Source organism: Klebsiella sp. 141162 (assembly GCF_050600755.1).
In the GTDB taxonomy this organism is placed as follows: domain Bacteria; phylum Pseudomonadota; class Gammaproteobacteria; order Enterobacterales; family Enterobacteriaceae; genus Klebsiella; species Klebsiella aerogenes.
Window position 1 is genome coordinate 40,459 of sequence record NZ_JAQIRI010000012.1, and the last position, 19,364, is coordinate 59,822.

General features: G+C 53.2%; 17 protein-coding genes and 2 tRNA genes. 15 read left to right on the forward strand and 4 right to left on the reverse strand.

From position 1 onward, the window contains the following. Positions 1 to 114 precede the first annotated feature (114 nt). Positions 115 to 408, reverse strand: coding sequence for a ribosome assembly RNA-binding protein YhbY (yhbY, locus tag PGR23_RS22375; RefSeq protein WP_002918374.1), 294 nt, complete (start codon positions 406 to 408; stop codon positions 115 to 117). 123 nt (positions 409 to 531) lie between these two features. Between yhbY and rlmE the strand changes: the two genes are divergently transcribed. The 7 genes from rlmE to PGR23_RS22410 all read left to right on the forward strand — a co-directional run bounded on the left by rlmE (position 532) and on the right by PGR23_RS22410 (position 6,915). Next, on the forward strand, positions 532 to 1,161 hold the full coding sequence (gene rlmE / locus PGR23_RS22380; protein WP_008806638.1) for a 23S rRNA (uridine(2552)-2'-O)-methyltransferase RlmE: 630 nt from the start codon (positions 532 to 534) through the stop codon (positions 1,159 to 1,161). Positions 1,162 to 1,260: 99 nt separating this feature from the next. Next, positions 1,261 to 3,195 (forward strand): ATP-dependent zinc metalloprotease FtsH, encoded by a 1,935-nt coding sequence (gene ftsH / locus PGR23_RS22385; RefSeq protein ID WP_015369514.1) that lies wholly within the window; start codon positions 1,261 to 1,263, stop codon positions 3,193 to 3,195. A gap of 341 nt (positions 3,196 to 3,536) precedes the next feature. Then, positions 3,537 to 4,385 (forward strand): dihydropteroate synthase, encoded by an 849-nt coding sequence (gene folP, locus PGR23_RS22390; RefSeq protein WP_047044714.1) that lies wholly within the window; start codon positions 3,537 to 3,539, stop codon positions 4,383 to 4,385. Next, positions 4,378 to 5,715, forward strand: a complete 1,338-nt coding sequence (glmM, locus tag PGR23_RS22395; RefSeq protein ID WP_015369516.1) for a phosphoglucosamine mutase — start codon at positions 4,378 to 4,380, stop codon at positions 5,713 to 5,715. The genes folP and glmM overlap by 8 nt, the downstream gene beginning before the upstream one ends. 228 nt (positions 5,716 to 5,943) lie before the next feature. After that, positions 5,944 to 6,273, forward strand: a complete 330-nt coding sequence (gene secG / locus PGR23_RS22400; RefSeq protein WP_396279361.1) for a preprotein translocase subunit SecG — start codon at positions 5,944 to 5,946, stop codon at positions 6,271 to 6,273. Between the two features lie 9 nt (positions 6,274 to 6,282). Then, positions 6,283 to 6,369 (forward strand) — tRNA-Leu (locus PGR23_RS22405). Between the two features lie 183 nt (positions 6,370 to 6,552). After that, positions 6,553 to 6,915, forward strand: coding sequence for a hypothetical protein (locus tag PGR23_RS22410; protein WP_396280082.1), 363 nt, complete (start codon positions 6,553 to 6,555; stop codon positions 6,913 to 6,915). 38 nt (positions 6,916 to 6,953) lie between these two features. On the opposite strand, the gene PGR23_RS22415 is transcribed toward PGR23_RS22410, so the two are convergent. The 3 genes from PGR23_RS22415 to argG form a co-directional block, all read right to left on the reverse strand. Further along, positions 6,954 to 7,505: a YfaZ family outer membrane protein gene (locus PGR23_RS22415; protein ID WP_396279362.1), complete on the reverse strand. Its 552-nt coding sequence runs from the start codon at positions 7,503 to 7,505 to the stop codon at positions 6,954 to 6,956. 171 nt (positions 7,506 to 7,676) lie between these two features. Continuing rightward, positions 7,677 to 8,306 carry a winged helix-turn-helix transcriptional regulator gene (locus PGR23_RS22420; protein WP_396279363.1) on the reverse strand — a complete coding sequence of 210 codons (630 nt, stop codon included), beginning with the start codon at positions 8,304 to 8,306 and terminating at the stop codon, positions 7,677 to 7,679. Between the two features lie 170 nt (positions 8,307 to 8,476). Further along, positions 8,477 to 9,820: an argininosuccinate synthase gene (gene argG / locus PGR23_RS22425; protein WP_015369521.1), complete on the reverse strand. Its 1,344-nt coding sequence runs from the start codon at positions 9,818 to 9,820 to the stop codon at positions 8,477 to 8,479. A gap of 306 nt (positions 9,821 to 10,126) precedes the next feature. Here argG and PGR23_RS22430 point away from each other — a divergent pair. The 8 genes from PGR23_RS22430 (at position 10,127) to pnp (ending at position 19,338) form a co-directional block, all read left to right on the forward strand. Next, a tRNA-Met gene (locus PGR23_RS22430) sits at positions 10,127 to 10,203 on the forward strand. Between the two features lie 206 nt (positions 10,204 to 10,409). Continuing rightward, on the forward strand, positions 10,410 to 10,862 hold the full coding sequence (gene rimP, locus PGR23_RS22435; RefSeq protein WP_015703598.1) for a ribosome maturation factor RimP: 453 nt from the start codon (positions 10,410 to 10,412) through the stop codon (positions 10,860 to 10,862). A 27-nt stretch (positions 10,863 to 10,889) separates the two neighbouring features. Next, positions 10,890 to 12,377: a transcription termination factor NusA gene (gene nusA, locus PGR23_RS22440; RefSeq protein WP_015369524.1), complete on the forward strand. Its 1,488-nt coding sequence runs from the start codon at positions 10,890 to 10,892 to the stop codon at positions 12,375 to 12,377. Positions 12,378 to 12,401: 24 nt separating this feature from the next. Continuing rightward, positions 12,402 to 15,092: a translation initiation factor IF-2 gene (gene infB / locus PGR23_RS22445; RefSeq protein WP_015703597.1), complete on the forward strand. Its 2,691-nt coding sequence runs from the start codon at positions 12,402 to 12,404 to the stop codon at positions 15,090 to 15,092. A gap of 105 nt (positions 15,093 to 15,197) precedes the next feature. Further along, a complete protein-coding gene (rbfA, locus tag PGR23_RS22450) occupies positions 15,198 to 15,599 on the forward strand; it encodes a 30S ribosome-binding factor RbfA (RefSeq protein WP_002918248.1) in 402 nt (133 codons plus the stop codon). After that, the gene (gene truB / locus PGR23_RS22455; protein WP_045394942.1) at positions 15,599 to 16,543 is read left to right on the forward strand and encodes a tRNA pseudouridine(55) synthase TruB; all 945 of its coding nucleotides are present in this window, start codon (positions 15,599 to 15,601) and stop codon (positions 16,541 to 16,543) included. Before rbfA ends, truB begins: the two co-directional genes overlap by 1 nt. 148 nt (positions 16,544 to 16,691) lie before the next feature. Further along, positions 16,692 to 16,961, forward strand: a complete 270-nt coding sequence (gene rpsO / locus PGR23_RS22460) for a 30S ribosomal protein S15 (protein ID WP_045394940.1) — start codon at positions 16,692 to 16,694, stop codon at positions 16,959 to 16,961. A gap of 241 nt (positions 16,962 to 17,202) precedes the next feature. After that, positions 17,203 to 19,338, forward strand: coding sequence for a polyribonucleotide nucleotidyltransferase (pnp, locus tag PGR23_RS22465; RefSeq protein ID WP_045394938.1), 2,136 nt, complete (start codon positions 17,203 to 17,205; stop codon positions 19,336 to 19,338). The last annotated feature ends 26 nt before the right edge of the window (positions 19,339 to 19,364 follow it).

A 19,364-nucleotide genomic window follows, 5' to 3' on the forward strand; every position in this document is an offset into this window, starting at 1 on the left:
AAGGAAAAAGGCCGCATAGCGGCCTTTTATCAACGTCAGGAGCATGGCATTTTGCTCGCCTGGCCACAGAAATCCCTCGTTTTACACAATGTTGTGTCGGGATTCAGGATATTCTTAGCGTGGCAGCGAGATTTTACGCTCTGGCGTTGGGCGGTACAGAACCAGCGTTTTACCGATGACCTGTACGTTACAGGCGCCGGTTTCACGCACGATGGCTTCCACGATCAAGGCTTTAGTTTCGCGATCTTCTGAGGCGATCTTCACCTTGATGAGCTCATGGTGCCCTAACGCTTGTTCGATCTCGGCCAGTACCCCTTCGGTCAAACCATTATTGCCAAGCATAACTACCGGCTTGAGCGGATGTGCCAGACCTTTCAGGTGCTGTTTTTGTTTAGTACTCAGATTCATCGTATTTTTTTGCTTACGTTGGGATTGAAAACGGGTCATTCTACCGCCATCTCCCATATATCGCCAAACTACCGCGTCGATTTTTACGCAGTAAAGTACGATGAACCCGAATGGGAATGTTAAATGACAGGTAAAAAGCGTTCTGCCAGCTCAAGCCGCTGGCTTCAGGAACACTTTAGCGATAAATATGTTCAACAGGCACAGAAAAAGGGGTTACGTTCCCGTGCCTGGTTTAAACTTGATGAAATACAGCAAAGTGACAAGATTTTTAAGCCGGGGATGACGATAGTCGACCTTGGCGCTGCACCCGGTGGCTGGTCGCAATACGCGGTTACGCAGATCGGAAACAGCGGCCGCATCATCGCTTGCGATCTTTTACCAATGGATCCAATCGTCGGTGTGGACTTCCTTCAGGGCGACTTTCGTGATGAATTAGTCCTGAAAGCGTTACTTGAGCGAGTAGGCGACAGTAAAGTACAAGTTGTCATGTCCGATATGGCGCCGAATATGTGCGGAACACCGGCGGTGGATATTCCCCGGGCTATGTATCTGGTAGAACTGGCGCTTGAAATGTCTCGTGATGTATTAGCGCCAGGTGGTAGTTTTGTTGTGAAGGTGTTCCAGGGCGAAGGCTTCGATGAGTATCTTAGAGAAATTCGCTCCCTGTTTACGAAGGTCAAAGTTCGTAAGCCGGACTCTTCCCGCGCTCGTTCGCGTGAAGTGTATATTGTAGCGACCGGGCGTAAACCATAACCGGTAGATTTCAAACGAAAGTTTGAAAGACGCTGGATATAGAGTATCCTGACGCTGTTTTTAACACAGTTGTAATAAGAGGTTAATCCCTTGAGTGACATGGCGAAAAACCTAATACTCTGGCTGGTCATTGCCGTTGTGCTGATGTCAGTATTCCAGAGCTTTGGGCCCAGCGAGTCGAATGGCCGCAAGGTGGATTATTCTACCTTCCTGCAAGAGGTCAATCAGGACCAGGTTCGCGAAGCGCGTATCAACGGACGTGAGATCAACGTTACCAAGAAAGATAGTAACCGTTACACGACTTACATTCCGGTTAACGATCCGAAGCTGCTCGACAACCTGTTGACTAAAAACGTCAAAGTAGTTGGCGAACCGCCGGAAGAACCAAGCCTGCTGGCTTCCATCTTCATTTCCTGGTTCCCGATGCTGCTGCTGATCGGCGTCTGGATATTCTTTATGCGTCAGATGCAGGGCGGCGGCGGAAAGGGCGCGATGTCCTTCGGCAAGAGCAAGGCCCGAATGCTGACTGAAGACCAGATCAAAACCACCTTTGCTGACGTTGCCGGTTGCGACGAAGCGAAAGAGGAAGTAGGCGAGCTGGTTGAATATCTGCGCGAACCGAGCCGTTTCCAGAAGCTGGGCGGTAAAATCCCGAAAGGCGTCCTGATGGTCGGCCCTCCGGGTACCGGTAAAACGCTGCTGGCGAAAGCTATCGCCGGCGAAGCCAAAGTGCCGTTCTTTACTATTTCCGGTTCTGACTTCGTAGAAATGTTTGTGGGTGTCGGCGCGTCTCGCGTACGCGACATGTTCGAACAAGCTAAGAAAGCAGCGCCTTGCATCATCTTCATCGATGAAATCGACGCCGTCGGTCGCCAGCGTGGCGCCGGTCTTGGCGGTGGTCACGATGAGCGTGAGCAGACCCTGAACCAGATGCTGGTTGAGATGGACGGCTTCGAAGGTAACGAAGGTATCATCGTTATCGCCGCGACTAACCGTCCGGACGTTCTGGACCCGGCACTGCTGCGTCCTGGCCGTTTCGACCGTCAGGTTGTCGTTGGTCTGCCGGATGTTCGTGGTCGTGAGCAGATCCTTAAAGTTCACATGCGTCGCGTACCGCTGGCGCCGGATATCGACGCGGCAATTATTGCTCGTGGTACTCCTGGCTTCTCCGGTGCTGACCTCGCGAACCTGGTGAACGAAGCAGCCCTGTTTGCTGCCCGTGGCAACAAACGCGTCGTCTCGATGGTTGAGTTCGAAAAAGCGAAAGACAAAATCATGATGGGTGCGGAACGTCGCTCCATGGTGATGACGGAAGCGCAGAAAGAATCGACCGCATACCACGAAGCGGGCCACGCGATTATCGGCCGTCTGGTACCAGAACACGATCCGGTACACAAAGTGACGATTATCCCGCGCGGCCGTGCGCTGGGTGTGACCTTCTTCCTGCCGGAAGGCGATGCTATCAGCGCCAGCCGTCAGAAACTGGAAAGTCAGATTTCCACCCTGTACGGCGGTCGTCTAGCGGAAGAGATTATCTACGGTGCGGAACATGTTTCTACCGGCGCGTCCAACGATATTAAAGTTGCGACTAACCTGGCGCGTAACATGGTTACCCAGTGGGGCTTCTCTGACAAACTCGGCCCGCTGCTGTATGCCGAAGAAGAGGGCGAAGTGTTCCTCGGCCGTAGCGTCGCGAAAGCGAAGCATATGTCTGATGAAACCGCGCGTATCATCGACCAGGAAGTGAAATCGCTGATTGAGCGTAACTATGGTCGTGCTCGCCAGCTGCTGAACGACAACATGGATATTCTGCACGCGATGAAAGATGCGCTCATGAAATATGAGACCATCGATGCGCCGCAGATTGACGACCTGATGGCTCGTCGCGATGTTCGTCCGCCGGCGGGTTGGGAAGAACCGGGTTCTTCTAATAACTCTGGCAACAATGGCACCCCGACGGCGCCGCGTCCGGTTGATGAACCGCGTACGCCGAATCCGGGTAATACCATGTCGGAACAGCTGGGCGACAAATAAGTCTCCACGCTTTGCCAAAGCGCTCTGACTAATAAGGGCCGCAGCCTAATCCGCTGCGGCCCTTTTGTTTTATGTGCCGGTCTTCAGCGTTCCTCTTTCGGAACATAACTATAGCGATGGCATGCTATCGTCCATCGCGTAAAATGTTTTCGGGATGGAGGCGGCTGCAACACGCGCGGATGCATCGTCTGTCTGATAATATTCATTTTTTGAATATTTAAACGCCGGCGCTTCATTATTCCTTTTGAGGAATTGAATGATGTCACCGTCAGAATCTCTAAGATGGTACGGGCTGAACCCTGTCCGAACGACAACTGTACAAACCATAGCGGAAAGAAAACATGCAATTACACGCCCAGGGGTCAACGCTCGATCTCTCCCATCCGCATGTGATGGGGATCCTTAACGTTACGCCGGATTCCTTCTCCGATGGCGGCAGCCACAATTCACTGATTGAAGCGGTTAAGCATGCCAACCTGATGATCAACGCCGGGGCGACTATTATTGATATCGGCGGTGAATCAACCCGGCCTGGCGCGGCGGATGTCAGCGTCGAGGAAGAGCTGGCGCGGGTGATCCCGGTGGTTGAGGCAATTGCACAACGTTTTGAAGTCTGGATCTCGGTTGATACCTCGAAAGCCGAGGTCATTCGCGAATCCGCACACGCTGGCGCGCATATCATTAACGATATCCGTTCATTAACCGAGCCTGGCGCCCTGCAGGCCGCCGCGCAAACCGGGCTACCGGTGTGCCTGATGCATATGCAGGGGCAGCCGAAAACGATGCAGGAAGCGCCGAAGTACGAAGATGTTTTTGCCGATGTTGACCGTTTTTTTGCTGAACACATTGTGCGCTGCGAACAGGCGGGGATCGCAAAAGAAAAATTGTTGCTCGACCCGGGATTCGGATTCGGTAAAAATCTTTCCCATAACTATGAACTGCTTGCCCGACTAGGGGAGTTCCATCATTTTGGCCTCCCGCTGCTGGTTGGGATGTCGCGTAAGTCGATGGTGGGTCAGCTGTTGAACGTAGGGCCGTCGGAACGGCTGAGCGGCAGCTTGTCCTGCGCAGTCATTGCTGCAATGCAGGGCGCGCAGATAATTCGCGTCCATGATGTCAAAGAAACGGTAGAAGCGCTGCGCGTGGTGGAAGCCACCCTGGCCGCTAAGGAAAATAAACGTTATGAGTAACCGCAAATATTTTGGCACCGATGGTATTCGTGGCCGCGTTGGCGACGCACCTATTACGCCTGAGTTCGTGCTGAAACTGGGTTGGGCGGCCGGCAAAGTGCTCGCGCGCCATGGTTCACGTAAAATCATTATCGGCAAAGACACGCGAATTTCTGGCTATATGCTGGAATCCGCGCTGGAAGCTGGCCTGGCGGCTGCGGGTTTGTCCGCCTCGTTTACCGGCCCTATGCCGACGCCGGCAATCGCTTATCTGACCCGCGCCTTCCGCGCTGAAGCGGGAATCGTCATCTCTGCCTCTCATAACCCTTTCTACGACAACGGTATTAAATTCTTCTCCATCGAAGGCACTAAGCTTCCGGATGACGTCGAAGAAGCGATTGAAGCAGAGATGGAAAAAGAGCTGACCTGCGTTGATTCCGCCGAACTGGGGAAAGCCAGTCGTATCGTCGATGCCGCCGGTCGCTACATTGAATTCTGCAAAGGCACCTTCCCGAACGAACTGAGCCTCGGTTCCCTGAAGGTCGTGGTTGATTGCGCTCACGGCGCGACCTACCACATTGCGCCGAACGTATTCCGTGAGCTGGGCGCTCAGGTTATCGCGATGGGCTGTGAGCCTGATGGACTGAACATTAACGAAGAAGTTGGCGCAACCGATGTACGCGCGCTGCAGGCTCGCGTGCTGGCGGAAAAAGCCGATCTCGGTATTGCCTATGACGGCGATGGCGATCGCGTCATCATGGTTGACCATGAAGGCAATAAAGTCGATGGCGATCAGATCCTCTATATTATCGCTCGTGAAGGTCTGCGTCAGGGCCAGCTGCGCGGTGGCGCAGTCGGTACGCTAATGAGCAACATGGGTCTTGAGCTGGCGCTGAAGCAGCTTGGCATTCCGTTTACCCGTGCGAAAGTGGGTGACCGTTACGTGCTGGAAAAACTGCAGGAAAAAGGCTGGCGTATCGGCGCGGAAAACTCCGGCCACGTGATTCTGCTGGACAAAACCACCACCGGCGATGGCATTGTCGCCAGCCTGCAGGTGGTGGCGGCGATGGTGCGTAATCATATGAGCCTGCACGATCTGTGCAGCGGTATGAAAATGTTCCCGCAGATTCTGGTCAACGTACGCTTTACCGAAGGCAGCGGCAACCCGCTGGAACATGACAGCGTAAAAGCGGTCACTGCCGAAGTAGAGGCTGCGCTGGGGAACCGTGGACGCGTGCTGCTGCGTAAATCTGGCACAGAGCCGCTGATTCGCGTGATGGTTGAAGGCGAGCATGAAGCGCAGGTGAAGGAATTTGCCCACCGTATCGCCGATGCGGTCAAAAGCGTATAACTATCGCGTCTAAGTGATTAAAAAGGCGGCTATTGCTGCCTTTTTAAGCATATAAAAACGCTTTTTGCTGTTTTTTTCCGCAGTTGATACAATACGCCAAAATTGCCCTTGCGAAGGTTATTCGCTTTGGTTAGTATTCACACCCGCTTCAGTGGGAAATATTAAAAACGTCCCGCTTTATTGGTGAAGCACTTGGTATGCGGCGAATCCGCAAGGAACAGGTTGATTATGTACGAAGCTCTTTTAGTAATTTTCCTTATTGTAGCGATTGCCCTCGTTGGCCTGATTATGCTGCAACAAGGTAAAGGCGCTGACATGGGAGCCTCCTTCGGAGCAGGCGCTTCTGGCACGTTGTTTGGTTCTAGCGGTTCTGGTAACTTCATGACCCGTATGACCGGCATTCTGGCCGCGCTGTTCTTCATCATCAGTCTGGCGCTGGGTAATATCAACAGCAACAAGACCAATAAAGGAAGCGAGTGGGATAATCTGAGCGCGCCGAAATCTGAGCAGACTCAGCCAAGCGCACCGGCTCAGCCGACCAGCGATATCCCGCACTAAGTATTCTGTACCGAGGTGGTGGAATTGGTAGACACGCTACCTTGAGGTGGTAGTGCCCTAACGGGCTTGTGGGTTCGAGTCCCATCCTCGGTACCAATATTCCAGAGAAAAGACGCTGAAAAGCGTCTTTTTTTGTTTTTGTCCCTCTCTATTCGTTGTTTATTTATAAACAACACTCCGCTGGTTTTGATCCCCGTGAAATCGCTAAAGTCGCCCTCATCAATTTTGACGAGGTTCAGTGACGCCATGCGTACTTTAAAAGTAGTTATCATTGCCGGTATGTTGGGCCTGGCCGGATGCAGCAGCAATTCTTCGCCAGAAACAGTAGACACGTTGAATACCCTGCAGGTGCCGGTTATAAATAATTCCGTGCCTGCGCCGGAATCATCAACGGTCGTTAACTGTTTTCAGGATAACAACCTGCTCATCAGCAAGTTAAGCCAGTCGCTTAAAAGCAACTATTTACAGGATGTGGATAAACGGGATGTCTTTGATAAGCATAGCGAGGCGTTTCAGGTCTACGGTGCGTTAACCAAACTTGAGCAAATGGCTTCGATGAACGACGTCTACCGTAAAGAGAACAATATTGCGGGCTTGCTGGAAATTAATAAGCTGCTGAAAACCATACCATCTGTCGCATAAAAAAAGGGATTGCCGACAGGCAATCCCTTTTGCCGCACTTAGAAACGGAAATTGAAACCCGCATAGGCGCCATCCGCCAGGACGTTATCGTGGTGGTCATGTTTACCCGCCATATCGATATAGCGATAGCCCGCTTCGATGCTCATGGATTTAATGATATTCACGCGTAAGCCGGCATTGGCTTCAAGGTATTCATCAACGCCGCTGGACATTGAATCCGGGGAATAATAAGCCTCACCGAACAAGGTAAAGAAATCGCCAAGCGGTAGTTGAGCGCCGCCGCCGAGGGCAATCGCATAGCCTTCATCGCCATCGTTCGGATTCAGGTATACCGCTTTACCACCGGCCGTCAGCAGGAACGGACCGAGGTCAAAGTTATAGCCCATGCCCAATCCCACCGTATCGCCATCGTTATCGCTATGCGCCCAGTTCCCGTTAAAGGTCATTCCGGGAGCCTGTGGATTAAAGCTGGCTGATAAGTTGGTGAATTCTGAACCGGCCTCACCGTGAAGACTAACGGAAGCGAAGGCGGCGCTGCTGGCGCTCAGGGCGGCGATAAGCAGGATGGATTTCAATCTGAACATGCTCATTATTCGTATTCCTTCGGGTAAAAAAATGCCCGATACGAGCGCTCGGGCAAAATTAACGGGTTTCTGGTTTAATAGTTATGTGCAGAATAAAAGCATTTATCGCCCACCGTTACCGTTTATATGTTTATTTTTAAATAATGGTCGTGAGGCGATAAGTGGGACTGCAGTGCGTTAAAACTTCTCAGGTAGGGAGGTGATACTCTGTAAATAACCACCGCGGGCAAACTCGATATAGCCACCTTTTTTCAATGCGGAAAGCACATTCAGAATGCTGCTGCGCGACAAATGCGTGCGGTCCTGAATATATTCCAGCATGGATACCCGCGAACGGGTCTCTTCAGGAAGCAACAACATTTCCATTAAGTGATTGCGAATGACCGAATAAGTCCGCTGTTGTAATACTAAATCGTCGCGATACACCAAATAAGAGGTGTGGTAAGCCAGCAGCCGGGTGACCTCTTCCCACATGTTATGCTCACTGAAAAGTTGCATGGCTTTGTCGCTGTCAATCCGCAGGATCTCCGTATCGACTTCCGCGCGAAGGCCGTGGCTACGGCTGGGCTGCAGCATCTCGGCTACGCCAAACAGGTGTGGTTCATAGACGGTGACCATGAGTAATCTGTCCGATGAGCGAAAAATGGATAACTCACCTTTCTTAAACAGATAGAGCTGGATTTTACCTTTATATTCCCAGCTAAGCCTTTTCCTTGCGACCATATTTATTGACGTGGCATGCGGTTCCAGCATTGCCATCAGACGGTTGATCGCGTCTTGCGGCCGAACGGGAGGTTTAATATTCATTGCGATCCTCTCGGTATAAGAGTACAGGTATTCGATAAATTATAGATGGTGATTATTAAAAATAGTGATGCCATAAACTATAACGATAAAGTAGGGTTGTGATTTAGGATTTATTGCGGAAATAAAAAAGCCGGCGGGTTAGCGCCGGCTGGAGAGTTTGGCTTCGCGGTTTATTTATCGCGATTTTCCAGGTTTTCAACCTGTGGCAGACCGGTGGCGGAAGACGCGCTGAGTAGCCCGGATTGGGCATAGCCGAATAGCTTCTCACGAGTATCGGTAATGTCCAGGTTACGCATGGTCAGCTGGCCGATACGATCTTCAGCGGTAAACATGGAATCGCCTTTTTCCATGGTCAGACGCTCTGCTTTATAGGTCAGGTTGTCTGACACGGTATTCAGGATCGAGTAGTCGTTGCCGCGACGCAGTTCAAGGGTGACTTCGCCAGTGATCTGGCTGGCTACCCAACGCTGCAGCGAATCGCGCAGCATCAGCGCCTGGGAATCGAACCAGCGTCCCTGATACAGCAGACGACCCAACTGGCGGCCATGAGCATGATATTGCTCGATAGTATCTTCGTTATGGATACCGGTCAGCAGGCGCTCGTAGGCGATATGCAATAGCGCCATCCCCGGGGCTTCATAGATGCCGCGGCTTTTCGCTTCAATGATGCGGTTTTCAATCTGATCGCTCATGCCCAGACCGTGGCGACCACCGATGCGGTTAGCTTCCAGCATCAGTTCGACGTCATCGCTGAACGTTTTACCATTCAGCGCAACCGGGTGGCCCTGTTCAAAACGCACGGTCACTTCTTCAGCGGCGATTTTTACGCTTTCATCCCAGAACTTCACACCCATGATCGGGTTGACGATTTTCACGCTGGAATTGAGGAATTCGAGATCTTTCGCTTCGTGCGTCGCACCCAGCATGTTGGAGTCGGTGGAATAGGCTTTTTCGACAGACATTTTGTAGTCGAAGCCGCAGGCTATCATAAACTCGGACATTTCATGACGACCGCCCAGTTCATCAATGAAGTCGCTATCCAGCCACGGTTTGTAAATCTGCAGTTCCGCATTGGTCAGCAGACCGTAGCGATAAAAGCGCTCGATATCGTTGCCTTTATAGGTGCTACCGTCGCCCCAGATGTTGACGCCATCTTCTTTCATCGCGGCAACCAGCATGGTGCCGGTCACGGCGCGGCCCAGCGGCGTGGTATTGAAATAAGTTAAGCCGCCGGTGGTGTTATGGAATGCGCCGCACTGAATCGCCGCTATACCTTCCGCCACCAGTTGTTTGCGGCAATCAATCAGACGAGCGCCTTCAGCGCCATACTCTTTCGCACGACGCGGAATGGCTTCGTAGTCGTCTTCGTCAGGCTGGCCTAGATTCGCGGTATATGCATAAGGAACCGCGCCTTTTTTACGCATCCACAGCAGGGCGGCGCTGGTATCCAGTCCACCAGAGAAAGCAATACCAATACGTTGACCAACCGGGAGATGCTTAAGAATCGTCGTCATAAAATAAAACCCTGCTAGATAGACTGTGGTGAGTTCGACTCAACAACAAATTTGCATTTTTATGCACTAATTGTGAGTTTTCATTTAATCATCTTTTGCTGGCGACAGGAAGAGCCTGATGGTGATTTTGCTAAAAAAGCCTGAAATGCCAGCATAAACGGCAAGCGGGTGGTGTAAAATGGATGTTGACAAAATATATGATTTATCGATACAATTCACCACGATTTTATGTCCCGTCCTCGGTACCAAATCCCAGCAGTATTTGCGTCTTTTGCTCAGAAAGAGTAAAATATGCCACGTTTCAGGCGCGGGGTGGAGCAGCCTGGTAGCTCGTCGGGCTCATAACCCGAAGGTCGTCGGTTCAAATCCGGCCCCCGCAACCACTTTCCCATTAAGTACTTTTTCAAATATACTGTGAGGACTAGGTCCTTCGTAGCCGGATTTGAAAGAATTCTTCTGGAAGGTGTTCCAGATCGCAATTGCGGTCTCAGGGTTCAGTTATCTAAAGCCCCGATTTATCGGGGTTTTTTGTTATCTGACTTCAGAATAACTGGGCTATACGCCCTTTTTTTATGTCTTGGGGGTGGGTTTGTCCACATTAGAGCAAAAATTAACAGAGATGCTCACTGCGCCAGTTGAAGCGCTTGGCTTTGAGCTGGTCGGCATCGAATTTATTCGCGGTCGCACATCCACACTGCGCATCTATATTGATAGTGAAGATGGCATCAATGTTGATGATTGTGCTGATGTGAGCCACCAGGTCAGTGCTGTCATGGATGTCGAAGATCCGATCACCGTCGCTTACAACCTGGAAGTCTCTTCGCCTGGTCTCGACCGTCCGATGTTTACTGCTGAACACTATCAACGCTTCACCGGTGAAGAAGTTTCGCTGGTGCTGCGCATGGCGGTACAGAACCGTCGTAAATGGCAGGGCATTATCAAAGCGGTAGACGGTGAGATGATCACGGTAACCGTCGAAGGCAAAGATGAAGTGTTCGCGCTGAGTAACATCCAGAAGGCGAACCTGGTTCCCCACTTTTAACAGTCTGGATTGAGGTGAAAGGCCCCGATGAACAAAGAAATTTTGGCTGTTGTTGAAGCCGTTTCCAACGAAAAAGCGCTGCCGCGCGAGAAGATTTTCGAAGCGTTGGAAAGCGCTCTGGCAACGGCGACCAAGAAAAAATACGAACAAGAGATCGACGTTCGCGTAGAAATCGACCGTAAAAGCGGCGATTTCGACACCTTCCGTCGCTGGCTGGTGGTTGAAGAGGTGACTCAACCTACCCGCGAGATCACGCTGGAAGCTGCGCGTTACGAAGATGAAAGCATGAACGTCGGCGACTACGTTGAAGATCAGATTGAATCTGTCACCTTCGACCGTATCACTACGCAGACCGCTAAACAGGTTATCGTACAGAAAGTACGTGAAGCTGAGCGCGCGATGGTTGTCGATCAGTTCCGCGAGCACGAAGGTGAGATCATCACCGGCGTGGTGAAAAAAGTGAACCGCGACAACATCACTCTGGATCTGGGCAGCAATGCTGAAGCCGTGATCCTGCGTGAAGATATGCTGCCGCGTGAAAACTTCCGTCCGGGCGACCGTATTCGCGGCGTGCTGTACGCCGTTCGTCCGGAAGCACGCGGCGCGCAGCTGTTCGTGACTCGCTCCAAACCAGAGATGCTGGTCGAACTGTTCCGCATTGAAGTGCCGGAAATTGGCGAAGAAGTGCTGGAAATCAAAGCCGCAGCCCGCGATCCGGGTTCTCGTGCGAAAATCGCCGTGAAAACCAATGACAAGCGTATCGACCCGGTTGGCGCTTGTGTCGGTATGCGCGGCGCGCGCGTTCAGGCGGTTTCTACCGAGCTTGGCGGCGAGCGCATCGATATCGTCCTGTGGGATGATAACCCGGCGCAGTTCGTGATTAACGCTATGGCGCCGGCTGACGTCGCGTCCATCGTGGTGGATGAAGATAAACACACCATGGACATCGCGGTAGAAGCAGGCAACCTGGCGCAGGCGATTGGCCGTAACGGTCAGAACGTCCGCCTGGCATCGCAGCTCAGCGGCTGGGAACTCAACGTCATGACCGTTGATGACCTGCAGGCTAAGCACCAGGCTGAAGCCCATGCCGCTATCGATACCTTCACCAAATATCTCGATATTGATGAAGATTTCGCAACCGTACTGGTTGAAGAGGGCTTCTCCTCGCTGGAAGAACTGGCCTATGTGCCGATGAAAGAACTGCTGGAAATCGACGGCCTTGACGAAGCGACCGTTGAAGCACTTCGTGAGCGTGCGAAAAACGCACTGACTACACTGGCGCTGGCTCAGGAAGAAAGCCTGGGAGACAACAAACCTGCCGACGATTTACTGAATCTGGAAGGTTTGGACCGTGCTCTGGCGTTTAAGCTGGCTGCCCGTGGTGTTTGTACGCTGGAAGATCTCGCCGAACAGGGCGTTGATGACCTGGCTGATATCGAAGGTATGACCGACGAGAAAGCTGGTGAACTCATCATGGCTGCTCGCAACATTTGTTGGTTCGGCGACGAAGCGTAATAAACTGTAGCAGGAAGGAACAGCATGACAGATGTGACTATTAAAGCGCTGGCCTCAGAAATTCAGACCTCTGTGGATCGCCTGATACAGCAATTTGCTGATGCAGGCATTCGCAAATCGGCTGATGATTCTGTGACCGCGCAAGAGAAGCAAACCTTGTTAACGCACCTGAACCGTGAACACGGCTCGGCGCCTGACAAGCTGACGTTGCAGCGTAAAACGCGCAGCACGTTAAATATTCCAGGTACCGGTGGAAAGAGTAAATCGGTACAAATCGAAGTCCGCAAGAAACGCACCTTTGTGAAACGCGATCCGCAAGAGGCTGAACGCCTGGCCGCGGAAGAGCAGGCGCAGCGTGAAGCGGAAGAGCAGGCCCGTCGTGAAGCTGAAGAAGCAGCTAAACGCGAGGCGCAATTAAAAGCTGAACGTGAGGCCGCAGAACAAGCTAAACGTGAAGTCGCTGATAAAGCGAAACGTGAAGCCGCGGAAAAAGACAAAGTGAGCAATCAACATACCGACGAAATGACCAAGACCGCCCAGGCTGAAAAGATCCGCCGTGAGAACGAAGCAGCGGAGCTGAAGCGCAAATCGGAAGAAGAAGCACGCCGCAAACTTGAAGAAGAAGCGCGCCGTGTAGCGGAAGAAGCACGCCGTATGGCTGAAGAAAATGAAAAAAACTGGAGTGAAACTCCGGAAACCCCAGAAGAAACGACCGACTACCACGTAACCACCTCTCAGCATGCGCGTCAGGCTGAAGATGATAACGATCGTGAAGTTGAAGGCGGTCGCGGCCGTGGCCGTAACAGCAAAGCTGCGCGTCCGGCGAAGAAAGGCAACAAACACGCTGAATCCAAAGCTGACCGTGAAGAAGCCCGTGCGGCCGTTCGCGGCGGTAAAGGCGGCAAACATCGTAAAGGTTCTTCTCTGCAGCAGGGCTTCCAGAAGCCGGCTCAGGCCGTTAACCGTGATGTTGTGATCGGCGAAACCATCACCGTTGGCGAGCTGGCCAACAAGATGGCGGTCAAAGGCTCTCAGGTCATCAAAGCGATGATGAAACTGGGCGCGATGGCGACCATCAACCAGGTCATCGACCAGGAAACCGCACAGCTGGTTGCCGAAGAGATGGGCCACAAAGTTATCCTGCGTCGTGAAAACGAGCTGGAAGAAGCAGTAATGAGCGACCGTGACACCGGCGCTGCGGCTGAACCGCGCGCACCGGTAGTGACCATCATGGGTCACGTTGACCACGGTAAAACCTCTCTGCTGGACTACATTCGTTCTACTAAGGTTGCCTCCGGCGAAGCGGGTGGTATTACCCAGCACATCGGCGCGTACCACGTAGAAACCGACAACGGCATGATCACCTTCCTGGATACCCCGGGCCACGCCGCGTTTACCTCTATGCGTGCTCGTGGCGCGCAGGCGACGGATATCGTGGTTCTGGTGGTGGCGGCAGACGACGGCGTGATGCCGCAGACTGTGGAAGCTATCCAGCACGCCAAAGCGGCGCAGGTGCCGGTAGTGGTTGCAGTGAACAAGATCGATAAGCCGGAAGCGGATATGGATCGCGTGAAGAACGAACTCTCCCAGTACGGCGTGATGCCGGAAGAGTGGGGCGGTGAAGCGCAGTTCATCCCAGTATCAGCGAAAGTCGGTACCGGTATCGACGACCTGCTGAACGCAATCCTGCTGCAGGCTGAAGTTCTCGAACTGAAAGCGGTACGTAACGGTATGGCGAGCGGCGCGGTCATCGAATCCTTCCTGGATAAAGGTCGCGGTCCGGTAGCTACCGTTCTGGTTCGCGAAGGTACTCTGCATAAGGGCGATATCGTACTGTGTGGCTTTGAATATGGCCGCGTACGTGCGATGCGTGACGAACTGGGTCGCGAAGTGCTGGAAGCGGGTCCGTCCATTCCGGTGGAAATCCTCGGTCTGTCCGGCGTTCCGGCGGCGGGTGATGAAGTTACCGTTGTTCGTGACGAGAAAAAAGCGCGTGAAGTTGCGCTGTATCGTCAGGGTAAATTCCGTGAAGTTAAACTGGCTCGCCAGCAGAAATCTAAACTGGAAAACATGTTCGCTAACATGACCGAAGGCGAAGTTCACGAAGTGAACATCGTGCTGAAAGCGGACGTGCAGGGCTCTGTCGAAGCGATTTCCGATTCCTTACTGAAACTGTCTACCGACGAAGTTAAAGTGAAGATCATCGGTTCCGGCGTAGGTGGTATCACCGAAACCGACGCGACCCTGGCTGCCGCTTCCAACGCGATTCTGGTTGGCTTCAACGTTCGTGCCGATGCTTCCGCACGTAAAGTTATCGAGTCAGAAAGCCTGGATCTGCGTTACTACTCCGTCATCTATAACCTGATCGACGAAGTGAAAGCAGCGATGAGCGGCATGCTGTCTCCGGAACTGAAACAGCAGATCATCGGTCTGGCTGAAGTGCGTGATGTCTTCAAATCGCCGAAATTCGGCGCCATCGCGGGCTGTATGGTTACCGAAGGTACGATTAAACGTCACAACCCAATCCGCGTCCTGCGCGACAACGTGGTGATCTATGAAGGCGAGCTGGAATCCCTGCGCCGCTTCAAAGATGACGTTAACGAAGTCCGTAACGGCATGGAATGTGGTATCGGCGTGAAGAACTACAACGACGTTCGCGTTGGCGATATGATCGAAGTGTTCGAAATCATCGAAATCCAGCGTAGCATCGATTAATCGTCAGATAGCTATGCGAAGGCCGGGTAAGCGAAGCGCCACCCGGCAATAATTTTAAAAAGGGGCTTTTGGCCCCTTTTTTGTCTTTATTCTGGAGAATTTATTATGGCGAAAGAATTTGGTCGCCCGCAGCGCGTGGCCCAGGAGATGCAAAAAGAAATTGCCATCATCCTGCAGCGTGAAATCAAAGACCCGCGTCTGGGCATGATGACCACCGTTTCCGGCGTGGAAATGTCCCGTGACCTGGCCTATGCCAAAGTGTATGTCACCTTCCTCAACGACAAAGATGAAGCCGCGGTGAAAGCGGGCATCAAAGCGCTGCAGGAAGCCTCTGGCTTTATCCGCTCTCTGCTGGGCAAAGCGATGCGCCTGCGCATCGTGCCGGAACTGACTTTCTTCTACGACAACTCGCTGGTCGAAGGGATGCGCATGTCCAACCTGGTTACCAGCGTGGTGAAACACGACGATGAGCGTCGTGTTAACCCGGACGACAGCAAGGAGGACTAATGAGTCGTCCTCGTCGTCGCGGCCGCGACGTGCACGGCGTATTGCTGCTGGATAAGCCTCAGGGCGCCTCCAGCAACGATGTGCTGCAGAAAGTAAAACGTATTTATAACGCCAACCGCGCTGGGCATACCGGCGCGCTGGATCCGCTGGCGACCGGTATGCTGCCGGTTTGCCTTGGCGAAGCGACTAAGTTTTCCCAGTATCTGCTGGACTCCGATAAGCGTTATCGCGTGATCGCCAAACTTGGCCAGCGTACGGATACCTCCGACGCCGATGGTCAGGTGGTGGAAGAACGCCCGCTAACCTTTAGCGAAGAACAACTGGCGGCGGCGCTGGATAGCTTCCGCGGCGAGACTCAGCAGGTGCCGTCGATGTACTCGGCGCTGAAGTATCAGGGTAAAAAACTGTACGAATACGCTCGTCAGGGCATTGAGGTTCCGCGTGAAGCCCGGCCGATTACGGTCTATGAGCTGCTGTTTATTCGCCATGAAGGCGATGAACTGGAGCTTGAGATCCACTGCTCGAAAGGCACCTACATCCGTACGATTATCGATGATTTGGGTGAGAAACTTGGCTGCGGCGCGCACGTGATTTTCCTGCGTCGCCTGGCGGTGAGCAAATACCCGGTCGAGCGGATGGTGACCCTGGAGCAGCTGCAGGCGCTGGTCGAACAGGCGGCGGCGCAGGATATTCCTGCCGCGCAACTGCTTGATCCGCTGCTGATGCCGATGGACAGCCCGGCTTCGGATTACCCGCTGGTTCATATTCCAGAAACTTCCGCGGTCTACTTTAAGAACGGTAATCCGGTTCGTCAGTCAGGCGCGCCGCTTAACGGGCTGGTGCGGGTGATGGAAAGCGAGTCCGGCAAGTTCCTCGGCATGGGCGAAATCGACGATGAAGGCCGCGTCGCGCCCCGTCGTCTGGTGGTGGAATACCCGCAGTGAGCGCTTTTGTTGCGATAAAAGCCTGCTACGAGTAGAATATCGCCGCTTAACGTCCGCTAAAGTGTTTTAACATTTTCGGGCGTTGCATCAGGGGTTGCTGAATTAGAGATCGGCACCCTTTCTTTACTTATAATTTTGGAGTTTGAAAATGTCTCTAAGCGTTGAAGCTAAAGCACAAATCGTTTCTGAGTTCGGTCGTGGCGCAAACGACAGCGGTTCTACTGAAGTTCAGGTTGCACTGCTGACTGCACAGATCAACCACCTGCAGGGTCACTTTGCAGAGCACAAAAAAGATCACCACAGCCGTCGTGGTCTGCTGCGCATGGTTTCTCAGCGTCGTAAACTGCTCGACTACCTGAAACGTAAAGATGTTGCACGTTACTCCGCGCTGATCGAGCGTCTGGGTCTGCGTCGCTAATTCTGCGAGTTTCAGAAAAAGGGGCCTCACGGCCCCTTTTTTCGACCGGGCGGCAGCAATTCATTAAAAACTCATGTATTGTTGCTATTAATGATCTTCATGCAGAGGTTCGCGCGGCTAATGAGAGGCTTCATCCGCAGGGGCGGGTAAAGGTTGTCATTAGTCGCGAGGATGCAGAGGATCGGGTCATCAGGCGCGATATCGTGGATATGGCGTCATTTTTAGATAAAAGGATAGAATTTTGCTTAATCCGATCGTTCGTAAATTCCAGTACGGCCAGCACACCGTAACCCTGGAAACCGGCATGATGGCGCGCCAGGCAACGGCCGCTGTGATGGTTAGCATGGATGACACCGCGGTATTCGTTACCGTTGTGGGTCAGAAAAAAGCGAAACCGGGCCAGGACTTCTTCCCGCTGACTGTTAACTACCAGGAGCGTACTTACGCTGCCGGTAAAATCCCGGGTGGCTTCTTCCGTCGTGAAGGCCGTCCAAGCGAAGGCGAAACCCTGATCGCGCGTCTGATTGACCGCCCGGTTCGTCCGCTGTTCCCGGAAGGCTTCGTTAACGAAGTTCAGGTTATCGCGACCGTTGTTTCCGTTAACCCGCAGGTTAACCCGGATATCGTCGCGATGATCGGCGCATCCGCAGCGCTGTCTCTGTCCGGTATTCCGTTCAATGGCCCAATCGGCGCCGCTCGCGTGGGTTACATCAACGACCAGTACGTACTGAACCCAACCCAGGAAGAGCTGAAATCCAGCAAACTGGATCTGGTGGTTGCCGGTACCGAAGCGGCCGTACTGATGGTTGAATCCGAAGCTGAACTGCTGAGCGAAGACCAGATGCTGGGCGCGGTGGTCTTTGGCCACGAGCAGCAGCAGGTTGTAATTCAGAACATCAACGACCTGGTGAAAGAAGCCGGTAAACCACGTTGGGACTGGCAGCCGGAAGCGGTCAACGAAGCGCTGAACGCGCGCGTTGCTGCGCTGGCTGAATCCCGCCTGAGCGATGCTTACCGTATCACCGACAAACAAGAGCGTTACGCTCAGGTTGACGTGATCAAATCTGAAACCATCGCTACGCTGGTTGCTGAAGATGAAACCCTGGACGCCAACGAACTGGGTGAAATCCTGCACGCCATCGAGAAAAACGTTGTTCGTAGCCGCGTACTGGCAGGCGAGCCGCGTATCGATGGCCGCGAAAAAGACATGATCCGTGGTCTGGACGTTCGTACCGGCGTACTGCCGCGTACTCACGGTTCCGCACTGTTTACCCGCGGCGAAACTCAGGCGCTGGTTACCGCGACTCTGGGTACCGCACGCGACGCGCAGAACATCGACGAACTGATGGGCGAGCGCACGGACTCCTTCCTGTTCCACTACAACTTCCCTCCGTACTCCGTAGGCGAAACTGGCATGGTGGGTTCTCCGAAGCGTCGTGAAATCGGTCACGGTCGTCTGGCTAAGCGCGGCGTTCTGGCCGTAATGCCGACAATCGACGAATTCCCGTACACCGTTCGCGTGGTATCTGAGATCACCGAATCCAACGGTTCTTCTTCCATGGCTTCCGTCTGTGGCGCATCTCTGGCGCTGATGGACGCTGGCGTGCCGGTGAAAGCCGCCGTTGCGGGTATCGCAATGGGTCTGGTGAAAGAAGGCGACAACTTCGTCGTACTGTCCGACATTCTGGGTGACGAAGACCACCTTGGCGATATGGACTTCAAAGTTGCGGGTTCTCGCGACGGTATCTCTGCGCTGCAGATGGATATCAAAATTGAAGGTATCACCAAAGAAATCATGCAGGTTGCTCTGAACCAGGCTAAAGGTGCGCGTCTGCACATCCTGGGCGTGATGGAACAGGCGATTAACGCGCCGCGCGGCGACATCTCCGAATTCGCACCGCGTATCCACACCATCAAGATCAACCCGGACAAGATCAAAGACGTTATCGGTAAAGGCGGTTCTGTTATCCGTGCTCTGACCGAAGAAACCGGCACCACCATCGAAATCGAAGATGACGGTACCGTGAAGATCGCAGCGACCGACGGCGACAAAGCGCAGCATGCTATCCGCCGTATCGAAGAGATCACCGCTGAGATCGAAGTTGGCCGTATCTACAATGGTAAAGTGACCCGCATCGTTGACTTTGGCGCATTCGTTGCCATCGGCGGCGGTAAAGAAGGTCTGGTTCACATCTCTCAGATCGCTGACAAGCGCGTTGAGAAAGTGACTGATTACCTGCAGATGGGTCAGGAAGTACCGGTTAAGGTTCTGGAAGTTGACCGTCAGGGCCGCGTACGTCTGAGCATTAAAGAAGCAACTGAGCAGACTCAGCCAGCTACCGCGCCGGAAGCTCCGGCCGCAGAGCAGGGCGAGTAAGGTTGCCGATTGCCCTCCGCTTCGGC

Bases quoted from the DNA above. Each gene is read 5' to 3' on its own strand.
- PGR23_RS22420 (WP_396279363.1), bottom strand. From the start codon at position 8,306: ATGAATATTAAACCTCCCGTTCGGCCGCAAGACGCGATCAACCGTCTG.
- PGR23_RS22415 (WP_396279362.1), bottom strand. From the start codon at position 7,505: ATGAGCATGTTCAGATTGAAATCCATCCTGCTTATCGCCGCCCTGAGC.
- secG (WP_396279361.1), top strand. From the start codon at position 5,944: ATGTACGAAGCTCTTTTAGTAATTTTCCTTATTGTAGCGATTGCCCTC.
- folP (WP_047044714.1), top strand. From the start codon at position 3,537: ATGCAATTACACGCCCAGGGGTCAACGCTCGATCTCTCCCATCCGCAT.
- rpsO (WP_045394940.1), top strand. From the start codon at position 16,692: ATGTCTCTAAGCGTTGAAGCTAAAGCACAAATCGTTTCTGAGTTCGGT.
- ftsH (WP_015369514.1), top strand. From the start codon at position 1,261: ATGGCGAAAAACCTAATACTCTGGCTGGTCATTGCCGTTGTGCTGATG.
- PGR23_RS22410 (WP_396280082.1), top strand. From the start codon at position 6,553: ATGTTGGGCCTGGCCGGATGCAGCAGCAATTCTTCGCCAGAAACAGTA.
- rlmE (WP_008806638.1), top strand. From the start codon at position 532: ATGACAGGTAAAAAGCGTTCTGCCAGCTCAAGCCGCTGGCTTCAGGAA.
- rbfA (WP_002918248.1), top strand. From the start codon at position 15,198: ATGGCGAAAGAATTTGGTCGCCCGCAGCGCGTGGCCCAGGAGATGCAA.
- argG (WP_015369521.1), bottom strand. From the start codon at position 9,820: ATGACGACGATTCTTAAGCATCTCCCGGTTGGTCAACGTATTGGTATT.
- glmM (WP_015369516.1), top strand. From the start codon at position 4,378: ATGAGTAACCGCAAATATTTTGGCACCGATGGTATTCGTGGCCGCGTT.
- nusA (WP_015369524.1), top strand. From the start codon at position 10,890: ATGAACAAAGAAATTTTGGCTGTTGTTGAAGCCGTTTCCAACGAAAAA.
- truB (WP_045394942.1), top strand. From the start codon at position 15,599: ATGAGTCGTCCTCGTCGTCGCGGCCGCGACGTGCACGGCGTATTGCTG.
- infB (WP_015703597.1), top strand. From the start codon at position 12,402: ATGACAGATGTGACTATTAAAGCGCTGGCCTCAGAAATTCAGACCTCT.
- yhbY (WP_002918374.1), bottom strand. From the start codon at position 408: ATGAATCTGAGTACTAAACAAAAACAGCACCTGAAAGGTCTGGCACAT.